This is a genomic window from Parvimonas sp. C2 (genome assembly GCF_035282405.1).
Taxonomy (GTDB): domain Bacteria; phylum Bacillota; class Clostridia; order Tissierellales; family Peptoniphilaceae; genus Parvimonas.
Genome location: NZ_JAYKBP010000002.1, coordinates 364,754 through 380,951 on the forward strand (window position 1 = coordinate 364,754; position 16,198 = coordinate 380,951).

Annotated in this window: 20 protein-coding genes; 3 read left to right on the forward strand and 17 right to left on the reverse strand. The window is 28.3% G+C overall.

Annotated features, from left to right (window positions below; genetic code table 11):
- The first annotated feature begins 24 nt into the window (after positions 1-24).
- Positions 25-1,305 (forward strand): branched-chain amino acid transport system II carrier protein, encoded by a 1,281-nt coding sequence (gene brnQ, locus VJI95_RS04735; RefSeq protein ID WP_324010440.1) that lies wholly within the window; start codon positions 25-27, stop codon positions 1,303-1,305.
- Between the two features lie 84 nt (positions 1,306-1,389).
- Here the strand turns inward: brnQ and rpsD are convergent, their stop codons facing one another.
- Together rpsD and ymfI are read right to left on the reverse strand one after the other, a co-directional pair.
- Positions 1,390-1,989, reverse strand: a complete 600-nt coding sequence (gene rpsD / locus VJI95_RS04740; RefSeq protein WP_029950238.1) for a 30S ribosomal protein S4 — start codon at positions 1,987-1,989, stop codon at positions 1,390-1,392.
- 111 nt (positions 1,990-2,100) lie between these two features.
- A complete protein-coding gene (gene ymfI, locus VJI95_RS04745) occupies positions 2,101-2,838 on the reverse strand; it encodes an elongation factor P 5-aminopentanone reductase (RefSeq protein ID WP_324010441.1) in 738 nt (245 codons plus the stop codon).
- A 236-nt stretch (positions 2,839-3,074) separates the two neighbouring features.
- Between ymfI and VJI95_RS04750 the strand changes: the two genes are divergently transcribed.
- Both VJI95_RS04750 and hpf read left to right on the forward strand, forming a co-directional pair.
- Positions 3,075-3,260 carry a hypothetical protein gene (locus tag VJI95_RS04750; RefSeq protein ID WP_323999225.1) on the forward strand — a complete coding sequence of 62 codons (186 nt, stop codon included), beginning with the start codon at positions 3,075-3,077 and terminating at the stop codon, positions 3,258-3,260.
- 251 nt (positions 3,261-3,511) lie between these two features.
- Complete coding sequence (hpf, locus tag VJI95_RS04755) at positions 3,512-4,036, forward strand: ribosome hibernation-promoting factor, HPF/YfiA family (protein WP_323999226.1); 525 nt, start codon at positions 3,512-3,514, stop codon at positions 4,034-4,036.
- Between the two features lie 353 nt (positions 4,037-4,389).
- Here hpf and VJI95_RS04760 read toward each other — a convergent pair whose 3' ends face one another.
- From VJI95_RS04760 to VJI95_RS04830, 15 genes are all read right to left on the reverse strand, one after another.
- The gene (locus VJI95_RS04760) at positions 4,390-4,977 is read right to left on the reverse strand and encodes a hypothetical protein (protein WP_323999227.1); all 588 of its coding nucleotides are present in this window, start codon (positions 4,975-4,977) and stop codon (positions 4,390-4,392) included.
- 101 nt (positions 4,978-5,078) lie between these two features.
- Positions 5,079-5,900 carry an undecaprenyl-diphosphate phosphatase gene (locus tag VJI95_RS04765; protein WP_323999228.1) on the reverse strand — a complete coding sequence of 274 codons (822 nt, stop codon included), beginning with the start codon at positions 5,898-5,900 and terminating at the stop codon, positions 5,079-5,081.
- Positions 5,901-6,048: 148 nt separating this feature from the next.
- Complete coding sequence (locus tag VJI95_RS04770; RefSeq protein ID WP_323999229.1) at positions 6,049-6,546, reverse strand: QueT transporter family protein; 498 nt, start codon at positions 6,544-6,546, stop codon at positions 6,049-6,051.
- A gap of 264 nt (positions 6,547-6,810) precedes the next feature.
- On the reverse strand, positions 6,811-7,146 hold the full coding sequence (locus VJI95_RS04775; RefSeq protein ID WP_323999230.1) for a carboxymuconolactone decarboxylase family protein: 336 nt from the start codon (positions 7,144-7,146) through the stop codon (positions 6,811-6,813).
- Positions 7,147-7,277: 131 nt separating this feature from the next.
- Complete coding sequence (locus VJI95_RS04780; protein WP_323999231.1) at positions 7,278-7,640, reverse strand: winged helix-turn-helix domain-containing protein; 363 nt, start codon at positions 7,638-7,640, stop codon at positions 7,278-7,280.
- 11 nt (positions 7,641-7,651) lie between these two features.
- Positions 7,652-8,404 carry a formate/nitrite transporter family protein gene (locus VJI95_RS04785; protein ID WP_323999232.1) on the reverse strand — a complete coding sequence of 251 codons (753 nt, stop codon included), beginning with the start codon at positions 8,402-8,404 and terminating at the stop codon, positions 7,652-7,654.
- Between the two features lie 58 nt (positions 8,405-8,462).
- Entirely contained in the window at positions 8,463-8,933 is a 471-nt protein-coding gene (locus VJI95_RS04790; RefSeq protein ID WP_323999234.1) for a hypothetical protein, read from the reverse strand.
- 10 nt (positions 8,934-8,943) lie between these two features.
- Positions 8,944-9,321, reverse strand: a complete 378-nt coding sequence (locus tag VJI95_RS04795; protein WP_323999235.1) for a YtxH domain-containing protein — start codon at positions 9,319-9,321, stop codon at positions 8,944-8,946.
- A 307-nt stretch (positions 9,322-9,628) separates the two neighbouring features.
- The gene (locus VJI95_RS04800; RefSeq protein WP_324010442.1) at positions 9,629-10,372 is read right to left on the reverse strand and encodes a hypothetical protein; all 744 of its coding nucleotides are present in this window, start codon (positions 10,370-10,372) and stop codon (positions 9,629-9,631) included.
- A gap of 119 nt (positions 10,373-10,491) precedes the next feature.
- Entirely contained in the window at positions 10,492-11,061 is a 570-nt protein-coding gene (locus VJI95_RS04805; protein ID WP_323999237.1) for a TetR/AcrR family transcriptional regulator, read from the reverse strand.
- A gap of 145 nt (positions 11,062-11,206) precedes the next feature.
- Positions 11,207-12,322, reverse strand: a complete 1,116-nt coding sequence (locus VJI95_RS04810) for an ATP-NAD kinase family protein (protein WP_324010443.1) — start codon at positions 12,320-12,322, stop codon at positions 11,207-11,209.
- Between the two features lie 134 nt (positions 12,323-12,456).
- Complete coding sequence (locus tag VJI95_RS04815) at positions 12,457-13,014, reverse strand: hypothetical protein (protein ID WP_324010444.1); 558 nt, start codon at positions 13,012-13,014, stop codon at positions 12,457-12,459.
- 13 nt (positions 13,015-13,027) lie between these two features.
- Complete coding sequence (locus VJI95_RS04820; RefSeq protein WP_324010445.1) at positions 13,028-13,252, reverse strand: hypothetical protein; 225 nt, start codon at positions 13,250-13,252, stop codon at positions 13,028-13,030.
- Positions 13,253-13,272: 20 nt separating this feature from the next.
- Positions 13,273-13,842: a hypothetical protein gene (locus VJI95_RS04825; RefSeq protein ID WP_324010446.1), complete on the reverse strand. Its 570-nt coding sequence runs from the start codon at positions 13,840-13,842 to the stop codon at positions 13,273-13,275.
- Positions 13,843-13,896: 54 nt separating this feature from the next.
- Entirely contained in the window at positions 13,897-15,744 is a 1,848-nt protein-coding gene (locus VJI95_RS04830; protein WP_324010447.1) for a lipase family alpha/beta hydrolase, read from the reverse strand.
- Between the last annotated feature and the right edge of the window lie 454 nt (positions 15,745-16,198).

The following is a 16,198-nucleotide window of genomic DNA, read 5'->3' on the forward strand; positions in this document are numbered from 1 at the left end:
TTATTTTTAAGGAGAGAGAATGTAATGAACAAAAAAAATAGCATAATTGATATGTTAACGTTTGGTTTTGCACTTTTTGCAATGTTTTTTGGAGCAGGAAATCTGATTTTTCCCCCATATTTGGGAGTTCTTTCCGGTAGTTCATGGTTTATAACATTTTTGGGTTTTACAGTTACAGCTGTAGGTCTTGCTCTTGTGGCTTTAATGGCAGTTACATGCTATGAATGTGATATAATGAAATTTTTTAGCCCAATTGGAAAAACACCAGCATTAGTTTTAAGTTTTATGGTTATTATGTGTGTAGGACCTCTTCTTGTAATTCCAAGAACGGGTGCAACAGCTTATGAAATGGGAATCAAACCGATATTGGGATTTCATAACATATATACTATAACAGCCGTAGCTGTAATATTCTTTACGCTAACTTATTTTTTAACTGTTAGACCATCAAAGGTTGTTGATATTATTGGAAAATTTTTAACTCCTTTTTTAATTCTTGCACTTGTTGTAATAATTGTTAAAGGAATTATTTCTCCACTTGGAGCCCCTGCAGAAACAGCTAAAATAAACAGTGTTTTAGGAAAAGGGTTGATTGACGGTTATCAAACAATGGACTGTTTTGTATCTTTGGCAGTAGGATCAGTTTTAATGCTAACACTAAAAAATAAAGGCTACAGTGAACCAAAACAACAAATAAAAATGTTGTTTAAATCAGGTCTTATCGCTTGCACTACTTTAGGATTAATTTATGGTGGACTTACATATCTAGGAGCAACTGTTTCTACAAAATATGGAATTGATGTTGAACAATCACAAATAATTGTAAATGTAACACAAAACCTTTTAGGAAATGCAGGAAAAATCGCCTTAGGTTTGGCATCATTCCTTGCTTGTTTAACAACTTCAATAGGACTTACATCTGCATCTGGAGAATATTTAGTAAATATTACAAAAGGAAAAATAAAATATTCTACATTTATACTTTGTATATGTTTATTTGGAACTGTAACTGCCATAATTGGAGTTAAAGGAATTGTAAAAATAGGTGCTCCAATACTCGCAGTTGTTTATCCGCCAACAATTATTTTAATAATACTTGCGTTTTTTAAAGACAGAATTAAAAATGATTTAATCTTTAAACTTCCAACATTTACAGCAGTTACAATAAGTTTTATTCAAGTGCTTTATGAACAATCTGGACTTTTTGAATTTATAACTATCTTACCATTAAGTAGTGTAGGTTTTAACTGGATAATTCCAAGCTTTATAGCATTTGTGATAGCATTGTTTATTAAAAAGAAGTAATAATTTAAGACAAAAGGTGATATTCTAATATAATATCACCTTTTTTTACAAACAAAAAAGCACGATAATTCGTGCTTTGTTTTGTTAAATTAATCTTGAGTAGAATTCTACTACTAATGAGTCTTGAATTTCAATAGGAACTTCGTCTCTTTCAGGCATTCTTGTTAAAGTTGCTTTTAATCCTTCTTTCTTTTCGATGTAAGGAACAACTCCTAAGAATGTAGATTCAAAGTTTTCTTTGAACATTTCAACTTTTTGTGATTTTTCTCTTAAAGTGATTTCATCTCCAACTTGTACTGCGTATGAAGGTATATCAACTTTCTTTCCATTAACAAGCATATGTCCATGAACTACCATTTGTCTTGCTTGTCTAATTGAAGAAGCAAAACCCATTCTGTAAACAAGATTATCTAATCTTGTTTCTAACATCATAACAAGAGCATCCCCTGTTATACGTTCTTTTTGTCTAAGTGCTTTTTCTACATAAGTTCTGAATTGTTTTTCCATAACTCCATAGTAAGCTCTTAATCTTTGCTTTTCAAGTAATTGTAAACCATATTCTGTTAATTTTTTGTCGTTTCTTGCAAGACCTTTACCCATTCTTTTGTTAGCTTTTGGGTGTCCGCATACATTTAAGCCTAGTCTTCTTGATTGTTTAAATCTAGGTCCCATCATTTTTGCCATATTTTCATACTCCCCATAAATTATTTGCCGCGATAATTTATAGCCACGTGTAAATTATACAACTTTTTTTATCTTTTGTAAATAGCTTTTTTATGTTTTTTTCAATATTTTTTAAATAAAAGCTCCCCCATTTACATTTAAAACATGTCCTGTTATATAAGAGGCTTCTTTGGAAATCAAAAATTTTACCACATCTGCAATCTCTTCAGGTTTTGCAAGTCTTTGTAAAGGAAATTCAGAGCAATAAGCCTCAATACTTTCCTTTGGAACATCCTTTAACATATCAGTATCAACTCCACCGGGTGCAACTGTATTTACAGTTATTCCAGAATACCCTAACTCCTTTGCAAGAGCCTTATTCATAGAAATAATCGCTCCTTTAGTAGCTGAATAATGTGCCTCAAGTGCTCCCCCTGTAACTCCCCATATTGAACTTATTCCAATTATTTTCCCATATTTATTATTAATCATTGAAGGAATAGCTCTCTTTATGCAACGATATGAACCATGAACATTTACGTTAAAAATATCTTCCCATTCCTCTTCTGTAATATCTTGAAAAAATCTTACACTTGCAATTCCAGCATTATTTATCAAAATATCAACACTTTTAAATACTTTTTCTATTTCATTAAACATATTTTCAACTTCATTAGTTTTTCTTATATCAGCTTTTATTATCAAGACATTTGGATTATATGTTTTTATCTCTTCAAAAACTTTTTTAGCTTCTACTTCATTTTCTTTATAATTTATAACGATATTATAATTTTCTTTTGCCAAAGCCTTTGCAATCGCAGAGCCAATTCCCCTTGATGAGCCAGTTATAAGTACAGTATCTCTTTTCATAATATCTCCTTTAAACACATCCTTGAAACAATATTATATCATAAAAATATTTTTAATATAAGACTTTTATAAATTTATATTCTGTGATATAATAATTCTATAAATTACAAAAAAAATATGATTATAATTTATCAATTTAAAGATTGTTTAATTAAATAACAAAGAACTTGAGAACAAAAATAGTGCAATTATATAATATGTACTCACTAAAAAATATTTAAAGGGGGGGATTTAAAATGGATGCTAATTTAATCTTACGTATATTATTTGTAATAGCGATAGCAAGACTTGCGTATGTAGAAACTAAATTATATAAAATGGATAAATCTGCAAGACCGACTAAATATTTTGTTTGTATCGGGTATATCCTATTAGCTTTAGTATTACTATTTGCTATATATAAAGTATTTTTTATGCGTTAAATTTCTTTTAAAAATATCTTTATAAAATATATCTATAAAATCCATTTTTACTTTGTTTACATCGTATTTATGGATTTTTTTACTTTCAATAAAATATCATTTTATAATAGATATTAATTAAGTATATTAAAAAAATATAAAACAAAAATTTTAGTTTCAATTTAGGTATTTAATGAAAAAATATGGTATAATATAAGTAACATTATATTTACATTTTATGTAATTATAAAAAATGTTAGGGAGGTATTTGTATGAAGTTAAAATTTATAGGTAAAAACATTGAAGTTACTGATGCTTTGAGAGAAATTACTGCTAAAAAATTTGAAAAATTGGATAAATTTTTCTCTAAAGATATCGAAGGTAAAGTTACTTACAGTGCAGTTAAAAATGATAAAATTTTTGAAGCTACAATTTATTTACCAAACAGTACAATACTTAGAGCAGAAGAAAGTACAAATGATATGTACACTTCAATAGATATAGTTTTGGATAATCTTGAAAGACAAATAAGGAAAAACAAAACTAAATTACAGAAGAAATATCAAGCATTAGAAACTATAAGATTTGAGAAAATAGCTGAACCTTTGGAAGAAGAAGAATCAAAAATTGTAAGAGTTAAAAACTTTGACGTAGCTACAATGTCTGAAGAAGAAGCCATTTTACAAATAGAACTTTTAAACCATGACTTTTTCATTTTCAAAAATGCAAAAGATTATAAAACAAATGTTCTTTATAAAAGAAAAGATGGACATTATGGTTTAATAATAGCTGATTAAGTAATAAGATAAGTTTTAATAAGAACCCCCACCCTTCCACGATGCTTCGCATCGGGTGGGTGCCCGGGAACCTTGTTGTTTCACAATAAAAATCGCAGATTAGATTCTGCGATTTTTTTGTAGAATTTTCATTCTTAAAAAGTATTTTTCTATACAAAGCTTCTTGATATCCTAGGGGCTTTAGGAGATTTCACTACTACACTCAGCAACGCTTCGTTTCGGTAGAAATGGCGTGTTGGGAGCATTACTTTGCAAATTATTATGACTTGAAATTTTTTTGCTTTTTAGACAATTTTTTACTTTTTAAAAGTTATAAAAAAGTCAACAATCTCTCAGTTGTTGACCTTTTTAACCTAGTTTTTACTTAATATTTTTTCCAAAGACTCTAAATCTTTTTCTCTTGTAAAATACATATCTTCATCTCCATCAACAGTATTGTATTTTACAATAGAATAATCTTTATATCTATATATTATAGTACCACCATCTTTATAAATTTCAGTCGTGCATTTTTTGTCTTCTTTATCTTTTTCGAGTTTTTCAATAAGTTTATCCTCATCAAAAATTCCTTTTGAAATAGCATCTTCTGCAGAATACTCTTTTCCATCTAATTTTATCGTAAAATTCATTCCAACAGTATAGATATCAAAGGACATTTTATCTCCTTTAGATACAACTTTTTTCACATCGTTATTTCCCAAATCTTTTGCAATAAAATTCAAACCCTTTTCTTCTTTTTTTTCTTCAGGTTTTTCTTTTGGTTTTTCTTCAGGCTTTTTTTCTGAATTATCTTCTTTGGTGTTTTCTTTAACTTTTTTCTCTTTTACATTTACTTGACTATTATCTTTCGATTTTTCTTCAGATTGTTCCTTTGGCTTACAAGAAACAAGAGCTCCACAAAAACAAATCGCTAATGCTGTAATTAGAAATCTTTTTTTCATAGATATCCTCCTTTATTATGTTAACTCAGTTTACCAAATATAACAAAAAAAGTCAAATAGAAATCTTCTACTTAACTTTTTATATCAATTTTTAAATTATATTAGTGGATAATATAATATAGAATTAAAATTACACCAAGTACTATTCTATAATATCCAAAGACTTTGAAGTCATGCTTTTTAATGTATTTCATCAACATTTTGATTGCCATAACAGAAACCACAAATGCCACTAACATTCCAAGTAATAAGATGAAAAATTGGAAAAAGTTAAATGCAAAGCCAAATTTTCTAAGTTTTAATAAACTTGCTCCAAACATAACTGGAATTGACATAAAAAATGAAAATTCTGCAGCCAAACTTCTTGAAAGTCCAAGAATCAACGCACCAATAATCGTAGCTCCTGATCTTGAAGTTCCCGGAATTAAACTTAAAACTTGAAAACATCCTACATAAAAAGCTAGTGAATAACTTAAATCTTCAAATCTTTTTACATTTTGTTTCTTTAAATTTGGATTGTTCTCAACAACTATAAATAAAATACCATATAAAACTAAAGTAAACGCAACTGTAGGGAAATTATAAAAATATTTTTCCAAAGTTTTATCAAAAAGCACTCCCAACACTCCGGCAGGAATAACTCCGACAATAACCTTTAACCACATATTAATTGTATCTTTTTGTTGTTCCTTAGTTTTCTTTTTAGAAAAAGGATTCAACTTATTAAAATACATAATTACTACTGCAAGAATCGCCCCAAGTTGAATAACAACTAAAAACATCTCCTTAAATTCAGCAGACTGATTTAATTTCAAAAATTCGTCAACTAAAATCATATGACCCGTACTGCTGACAGGTAACCATTCTGTAATTCCTTCAACAATACCTAAAATAATGACTTTAATTATATCAAAAAACCACATAATATTTCTCCTTAATAATAAATATACAATCAAAGTTTACCACATTTTGCTAAATTTGAAAAGGTCTTTTAGTATATTTATTTATTTTTACAGTTAACTTAATTTTTAGGATAAAAAAATTGGCATGAACAAGCACACCAATTTCTACTTATCTAATTTTTCTTTTAAATTCTAAAGCTTTTGTCAAAGCTTTATTTTTACATAAAATATAAAAAACAGGAACTCCTACTGCGTAGATAACTAAAGCCTCTGAAAGCATTAGTTCCCCTAATATACCCCAAAATCCTACCGGGTTTGGCAACATAAGATATATTTCCAATGCTATTGGAACCATTCCTACAATTACAGGAACTAAACAAGCTAAATAGAAGTTTTTGATTTTAGTCATAATCAATGCAACTACAAAAGTTGCCAAAGTTCCGACAACCATATCGACAATTCCTACTGTACTTGCAATATTTGCTAAAAAACAACCTAATGTTACCCCTATTGTGTATTCCGGATTAAAAAATGGCAAAATTGCTAAAGTTTCTGAAAGTCTAAATTGTAAACTTCCATATCCCAATCCAAAAGATTCTGAAATAATTGTTAAAACAACATAAATTGCTGCAACCATTCCCTGTCTTGTAATTTTTTTTACGTCCATATTTCCTCCTTTTTGGAGTGCTTTGTTCAACAAAAAAAGGGCACAGTGCCCCAGCACTTGATTTTTAAAGTGGGTGCCAAGCAAAACACTAATCTTTTAAATTTAATTTCTATAAAAATTACCGTATAATTTTAACATAAAAAAAATATTTTTTCAACAAAAAAAGTGGTGATATTACCACTTTTTATAATTTATTTTTATTGCAAAGCAACAAGGTTCCCGGGCACCCACCCGATGCAAAAGTATCGTGGGAGGGTGAGGTTCTTATTTAGATAATTGGTCAAATGCTTCTAAAGCCTTTGCTCCATAGACCGTTGAAGGTCCACCGCCCATAACAACTGCAACTGAAATAATTTCTGCAATTTCTTCTCTCGTAACTTTTAAATTAATAAGATTTCTTACATGGGCTTCAATACAGCCTTCACAACGAACAGCAATTGCAATTCCAAGTGTTATAAATTCTTTTTCTTTTACAGTTAATGCCCCATCTTTGAAAACTTCTCCAGAAAAATTTCTAAAAGCTTTTATTTCATTAGGTAGAGCTCCTGCTAAATTCTTTGAATTTTCAACTACATTTTCTAATCCTTTTACATGATCCATCTTAAAAGACCTCCTTATATATTTTTGTATAATATAACATACCCAGCTTTAATTAAATTTAATTACTAATAAGTTATAATGTTTTCTTATGGATATATGTAAAATTATTTTATTCAAAAAAACGGAGATTTTTAACTCTCCGTTTCATCAATTTTCTTTTCAAAATTTGCAATTTCTTTTGCTACAAATTCTTTTGTCTTTAGATTTAATTTTTCATATAAATCTAGTAATTCTCTCGCTTCTGGTGTGAGTGTTGATCCACCGCCACCTTTTCCCCCGATTTTTCCAACAAGAAGTTTACAGTTTAAATCTTTTTCAGAGCGAACTATCATTTTGTAAGCTTTAGAATATGCCATTCGCATTTCTTTACATGCCCTATTAACTGACTTATATTCATCAATCAACAAAAGTAGTCTGTATAACCCATTTCCAAACGAATAATCTTCATTATACAAAGTTAATTTTACATTAATTTTTTTTGGAAATTCCAACATAATTACAACTCCTATTCTTTATAAGCAAGATAATAACTAATAGCTACTATACTTCCTCCAATTATATTTCCTATTGTAACAGGAATTAAATCATATATAACTGCACCGGCACTTATATCTGATATTATAAAAGAATATGAAAGATAGAACATATTCGCAATGCTATGCTCAAATCCACAAATCAAAAATAATATAACAGATATTGCACAGGCACAGAATTTTGAAACTCCATCTTTACATGCATAGGACATCCAAACACCCAAGCAAACAAAAATATTACATCCTATTCCCTTGAATAAAAGAACTGTAAAACTTTCTGTAGTTTTTGCAACAGTAATTTTATGTAAAAACGCAAGCATTTCCGGTGTCATAACACTTGCGAAATAAACAACTAGTGATACAAAAATTGAACCGACAAAGTTAAATAGGTAAACAAATACCCAATTTCTAAACATCTTTGGAAATGTAATTCTCTTTCCTAATGCAGGAGCTAACATCAAAACATTTCCTGTAAATAAATCAGCACCAGCAACAACTACAGCAAAAAGCCCAAAAGAGAAACAAATCCCTGAAATAAATTTTCCATAAGTTGCGTTTAAACTCGCCATTCCCGTATTAACAACTACATAAGAAAGTCCGCTCAATGCAATAAACAATCCTGCTAAAAATGCTAAAACCAGCATTTTATATAACTTATAACTAGCCTTTCCCTCTCCAATTTTATACAATGATTCCAACAATTCTGATTTTCCTATAACTCCCATAATGTCCTCCTATCTTTATAAAAAAACAGAAATCTATCAAAAGTCGATAGTATAAAAATTATTTTTTCTTAAAATAAGATTTAATAGTTTCTATAATATTCATAATCATATCTACTTTGTCGACCATCATATCGACATTTTCTCTAATGTCTAGTGTAGTATCAACAACTTGTTCTGCAACAAATCTAGTAGATGTTGTAACATCATCAGTAATATCTCTTACATTTTCAAGAGTTAAATTGATGTTTTCGACACTCTCAGTTATATTATCCTTTGTATCGGCTAAAATTTCATCTGTCTTTTCAAGAATTTCATTAGCATTAGCAATAGCCTTATCAGCATTTTCAACTAAACTTGGCAATTTTTCGGCACTTGAAACTAATCCTTCTTCGCTCTTTTCCAAAATCGTATTTATTTTTCCAAAAACCTTTATCAATTTAATAAAGAAACAAATACATGCTAACAAGCAAACTATCGCTACTAAATAAAGAATAACTCTTAAAGTTAAATCTAAATCAATAGTTACCATTTTTCCCTCACTATTCTTCTGTTGTTTCAGCTATCTCTGTAACATCTATTTCGTCAACTTCAGGAGATATTTCAGTCATATTTCTATTAGCGAAATTATCATATTTTTCTCCAACAGCTTCTTTAACTTCTCTAGCTTTTTCAGCTACAGCCTTAACTGCACAATTCACATTTTCACTTACATATCCAACGCCCTCTTTAGTTGCTTTGACAATATCTTCTCTTGTTTCTTTTCCTGACTTAGGAGCAAACAAGATTCCAACTCCTGCACCAACAGCAACTCCTGCAGCAATTTTTGCAGCACTTGTTAATTTTTCTTTTCTTATTTTTCTTCTAACTTCTCTTTCTTTTTCTAAACGTCTTTGTTCAATATACTTTACTAAGCTCATAAAAAACCTCCTAATTATTATTTATTAATAAAGTCTTTTGGTCCCTGTCATTATATAAACCTTCATATTTGAAGGTGGGCAAACTGTCTTAAATCTCACGGTTTCTCCATAACAGAGCTGCCATCAAAGTAAGAACTCCGTAATCCCTTATAAATTCTGTAGGCATAATCAGACAGGAACCTTAGACAATATTATTATAACACACTTTAGTTCAAAAAGGTAGTACTAAATAAAAATGAATAAAAAATAATGGAGAATTAAACCTCCATTATTTTAAAAATTTTCTAAAAAATTAGATTAAAAAAATTTATTTTAAACCTCTAAACTTATCTATTTTAATTTGCTTATTATCAATTCCTTTTTCTTTTAGATATTTACTCATTGATTCAACATCATCTGGCTGTCCAGTTAAAATATAAATTGCTTTATTTCCATATTTGTTTACAGCCTCTTCTAGTTTTTCCTTACTTTGTTCAAGGCTATTACTTCTACTATAATTTAACTTTTCATTTTTTGAAGATAAATCTGACAGTTCGTTATCAAAAGCCAAAACATTTTTATCAAAATGATTTAAAATAATTTCCCTCTTCCCTGCCCACTCTTTTACAATAGGCCTTATAGTAGCAATACCTACATCTGATCCAAAAAGTACAAGTGGTGAATTTTCATCTTTAATTTTTAATTTAGAGCCTATCCAACTTATTTTTACTTCTGAACCTTGTGATAAACTTGTTAAATTTTTCTTAAAAGCACTTCCGCTATTTTTTGTTAGTAATACAAGTTCATCTTCATTATCTAAACTTGTAATAGTTAACCAACGTGTTCTTTTATCTTTCTTTTCAACTTCTGGCAAAGTAATCTTTGCATAAGAGCCTGCTTTCCAACCCTTCTTTTGAGGTTTTGTTAAACGAATTAGATATACATTTCCACCAGTATTTTCAATTGATTTTACTTGTAATATTTCTGTACTACCAAGATATGATATTATTCCCCAAGTAATAAAGCAAGCAATAGTACCAATTACTAAGATTGATATTAAAATTTTTAACATTTTTGAACGTCCTTTCATAATTTTTCCTTTCATTTTATAATAATAGAATTTATTTTATAAATGAATGAACAAAAGCAAAAATTCATTCATTTAGTTTCTTAAAAAAAGAACTCTACTCATTATTTTTCAAGTCCTTTTACAAAATAAGTTGCCAAAAGTTCTATTGTTTTACTTATTTCTGGAAATTCATTTTCAGTGATATGTGTATCCATATAGTAAAAAAGTTTATAAACTTTAAGAACTTCTTGAATTTTTTCCTCTGAATAATTTTCAGCCAACATACGATTAGTAAAAGTATCCACTAAAAATTTATGGAATGGATTCCTATCTTGTCCATCTTTGGAATAATAGTAATTATGCAATTCAGTAGAAATAATTGGATTATACCATTCTCTAAGAATTTTATTTGAAGAAACGAATTTTCGGCTCAAAGCAAAAATTTGAACTACAAGCTCTCCCATATCTCCTTTCCAGTCAATTTCATCAATCATAACTTGTCGTACACGATTATTTTCATCAACATAGACATCTAAAAATATTTCTTCCTTGCTATCATAATAATTATAAAAAGAACCCACAGCCATTCCAGCTTTTTTTGCTATTTCAGAAATGCCCGTAGCTTTATAGCCTTTTTTTGAAAAAACATTATATGCTGATTTTTTCAAAAGAATTTTTTTATCCTCTGACATAGGTTTATCTCCTTTCTTTAAAATATGATATGAATGAATTTATTTTTATATTCATTCATATCATATCAATTTATTTCATTTATGTCAATAGAAAATTATAAAAATATTTTTAATAAAAAAGACGATATTCCTATCGCCTAATTTTTTATTCATTATCCACTAACATCATTTTTTCTCTTTCATATCCGATTTTAACTCTATAATAGCCTTTTAATTTTTTATCCACTTCTTCATCCATTGTATAAGCTACTAGATGCCCTGATGTTATACTCTCCAATTTCCCATTTGTCGCAATTATTATAATGTCTTTTTTGTCTATCTTTCTTAAAACATTTGCACTTAATTGTTGATTTCCACGACCGAAAACATATCCTTGACCACCCATTGGGGTTACAATCAAAATAGCTCTTTCATCTCCAATTACTTCAAGTATGTCTTTTTCGCTACAATCTTTTTTTACAAGTTTTTTATTTTTTATTATATCGACACCCAATACAGTGTATGGTAAGTCCAATTCTTTCATAATGTACATAGGAGTTGTTCCTGATCCAATTATATAAAAGATATCATCTTTCATATCATCAATTATATCACATGCAATTGAAACTTGAGCATCGCTATCTGATTGAGGAGTTTGTGATTTTTTGTTTTGTAAATATCTTTGATCAAAAGGTACTTTTAAATAACCGTAAAGTCTAACTTCTACTCTATCCTCTCTAAATGCATCTTCGTCAATATCCACAACATCTTTTTCAATTACAGGTAGTTCAACACCATTTATAACTTCAAAAAGCAGACTTCCAGCTTGTTCAGGAGTATTTCCATAAACAGGTGAATGAATTTTTACTCCTGCAGGAACCCCAATTACTGCAATTTTATCTTCGATAACGGAATAAACATCTCTTGCGGTTCCATCTCCACCTACAAAGAAAATCAACTCAATACCATTTTCTAAAAAGTATTTCAAAAGCTCTCTTGAATCTGTAACTGAAGATTTTTCAGCTGAATTATAGACAACTTCATAATTTAATCCAAGCTCTTTACATTCTTCTTCTCCCATTAGACCACTTGCAGTATAAATTTTAAACTTATCTTTTAATTCAACAACTTTAGCTAAAGCTTTTTTTGCCTTTTCAGGAGCTTCTTGAACAGCACCAAGAGAAATTGCTTTTTCTAAAATATCTGCTCCATCAGTTCCTTTAAGTCCCACTCTACCACCCATTCCAGCAATAGGATTTACCAAAAGTCCAATTTTTTTCATAATGTCCTCCTCTATTTGCTCATCTAATTATTTATTATGTAATTATTTTATAAAAATTTTATACCCTAAAAACATCAAATGTAAAAATACCTTCATTCATAGTTTTATACACTTTCTAATTAGTCATATATGAATTAGCTTGTAGTTAAGAAAAATATATATGGTGCTGTAAATATTGCTATGGATAATGCTAATTTTTTCTTATTTTCTTCTTCTATATCAAGTTTTGAAAATGTAAATCTTTTATTTAATTGATAATTTATAATCCTTACCAATAGGATTATAGAACTCAAGAATAGCAATGAAAATACATTCGAAAAAGGATTTCTTTGTAAAGCATTTAGAAATATATTTTTATACCAATGATAAAATTCTGGATTGGTACTAGTAATACTCTCTATTCCAAAACCTCCTAAATATATAAATACAATAACAATTAAATCACATAAAAAGTTAAAACAAGTTAGTTTTATTATTGTTTTTACGAAGATTGAAAAGCAATCATTTATTTTCAAACGATACATAGATATATAAATTACTATTGAGCATAAGATAGCAGTTATTGGTATAATAGCAATCCAAGAAACAGGGAATACCCAAAAAAACCATATCGGTATATCAAGATCAAGATCTATTATACCACCTTTAAAAAATAGAATTGAAAAAAAACTATATATAGATAATATATTCATTTTTACCTCCTTTTTAAGAAGTGAGAGAATTTACTTCTCCCACTTCATTTTTTCTATTTTTTGATGCAGAAATTTTTTCATCAACTTTTCCATATTTATTTTTATCTATTTGCAAAACTGTATCTTTATCTTTGTTTATTCCGGTTCTAATTACCATATCCTTTGTAACAGATATTTCAAAAGTTCTTTCATCCAATAATTTATCATTTCTATCAAAATATCTTATTGTATAACTCATATTCTCTATATCTTTTATGATTAGTCATATATGAATAGTTCTATAGGAAAAAGAAATATATATGGTGCTGTAAATATTGCTGTGGCTAGTGCTAATTTTTTCTTATTTTCTTCTTCTATATCAAGTTTTGAAAATGTAAATTTTTTATTCAACTTATAATTTATAATCATTAATAATAGGATAATAGAACACAACACTAATAATGCAAATATATTCGAAAATGGATTTCTTTCTAATGCTCTTAGAAATACATTTTTATACCAATGATAAAAATCTGATTTTGGATTAATAAAATCTTGTCTTGTTTCAAGTAAGAGTAAAAATCCAACAACAATTAAATCGCATAATACTCTAAAAAAAATTACTTTTATTATTGTTTTTCCAAGTATTTTCAAACGATTATTTATTTTCAAACGTAACATAGATATATACATTACTATTGAACATAATACAGCAGTAATTGGTATAATAGCAATCCAACAAACAGGAAATAACCAAAAAGCCCATAATGGTATGACAAGATCAAGATCTATTATACCACCTTTAAAAAATAGAATTGAAAAAAAACTATATATAGATAATATATTCATTTTTACCTCCCTTTTTAAGAAGTGAGAGAATTTAATTCTCCCACTTGATTTTTTCTATTTTTTAATATTTTCATTTTTTGATGCAGAAATCTTTTCATCAACTTTTCCATCTTTGTTTTTATCTATTTGTAAAACTGTATCTTTATCTTTGTTTATTCCGGTTCTAATTACCATATCTTTTGTAACAGATATTTCAAAAGTTCTTTCATCCAATAACTTATCATTTCTATCAAAATATCTTATTGTGTACCTCATAGTTCCTGTGTCTTTTCCGATTAATTTTATATTTATATCTGAATTTTCATCTAAACATAGCATCTTTGTATCTCTTTTTCTACCTAAAAGATCTAATCTTCCATATTTTGATTTTAGTTTTAAATTATTTTTATCTGAAGATAGCACTTCATTACCCTTCGTTGTTGTTATATCTACCGGACCGGATACTCTTATTACGGCATAGTATTGTTCAGCAAGACTTTCCTCTGACAAATCAACAGTGGATTTGTCATTTTGAAGACTCCACTTTTCCAATGACCTTTTATCTGAATTACCTGATAATACATCTAATATCCAATCTATACATTCTTTCTTTTCTACAACATCTCCATGATTTGCATTTGCAACTTTCGTTCTTGAATAATATTGAGATTTATCTAATTGCTCTGAGATACTTGCTGAATAATATGGTACCGTTCCATCTCCCAATGTACTGTAATTCAAATCAGTTTCATAGTATCTTCTATCCACCCCATCATAATTTTCTTCTAATCTAGAATATTGAAATTTTATTGAGGTAATAGTCTTTTGATTTGTTCCTATAAGAAAATATGATTTATCATAGTTAAGTAATTTATTGTGTCCATTTTCTAAAATACTATTTTGAAAATTTACGGCAGATGAATATCTTTCTTTTCCAAATATTCTATTGCAGTGTCTCTTTACATATTCTTTATAGCTTAAATCATAATCTCCAATATTGAAAGGTAGCCAAGAGTCTTGTTTCATAGGGAATTTACTTACATAATTTTTAGTAGGCATAAGCTCAACAACTCCATCAAATGAAGATTTTATTTTTCTTGTCATTCCTCCTAAAGTTCCAAGCACTAAATCGTAAAAATCTCTTTTTCCTATATTATCTTGAGGTTTGCCTAAAACATCCCAGTTCATAACTGCATTAATAAGACTAGGAGCCCCTTCATAAGGTGTACCACAGGTAATTATTTTATCCACTTTTCCACTGCCGTATTTTGAATAATATGATGAAGCAACGAGTCCACCCATAGAGTGTGCAACTATATCAACTTTCGTTTTTCCTGTTTCTTGTAAAATTTTTTGAATTTCTTTGTTCAGTTTTTCAGCACTTATTGAGTTACTTTTTCTCCAGTCATAGCTAAAAACATAGACTTCTCTGTTTGGAAATTTTTTACAAATACTATCTACCAATGTTTTATATGTACCATCAGCTCCATATTCACGTTCATAACCACCTTTAGCTCCTTCACTATATTTTTGTTGATTTTCACATGAACGTACAAATAAATGATTTTCTGCTTTTAATCTTTTTCTCAACATTATAATATCATAAAGGAACCACCCCGCATTAGGCTCCCAAGCCTTTGTATTATCATTACAGTCTTCACTTGTAAACAATCTGCTTCCCATAATTCCCGGAATTATTATAATTGGATTTGTGCCCTCTGTGCTATAATTAGAATTTTCATTATTGTTATTTTGAGCACTGTTATTATTTTCTTGATTAATCCCATTATTTTTTTGGACTTTTTCATTAGCTTTTTCTTCTAATTTGATATTATAATCCTTTGCATACAAATACTGTGGTGCAATTGGAAGTACCAAACATAATGCTAATAAAAATCCTAATATTTTTCTCGTTCTTTTCATATTTCCCTCCATATTTTTGATAATTTTTAATTTTTTATAAAACATATACTACATAATTAATTATGTAATTTTTCTTATCTCTATTTTTTGTTTTTAAGAATCCAGATAATATTTCATTTCGAAAACCACTTTTAACTTTATAACAAATATTGTGGCTATTATATCATATGAAGTTTCAGAGTTCAATAATAAATGAAAACTTTTTAGTAGTTTTTCTATTAGACTTTAATATGATATATCACTTTCTGTATCAATCTTTTGATGTAAAATATCAAATTTAAACATCTTTCATTATAAACATCTAACATTCTATCCTCATTTATGAAAGTATCAATCAAATATATTTTAGTGTTAATTTATTTTTCAGCTAATAATATTAAATTTTTAAGGGTGTAGTCGTAATTTCAATCTGCTTTTATAAAGTACAATCTTTTTATATTTTTCTCAAGCCAAT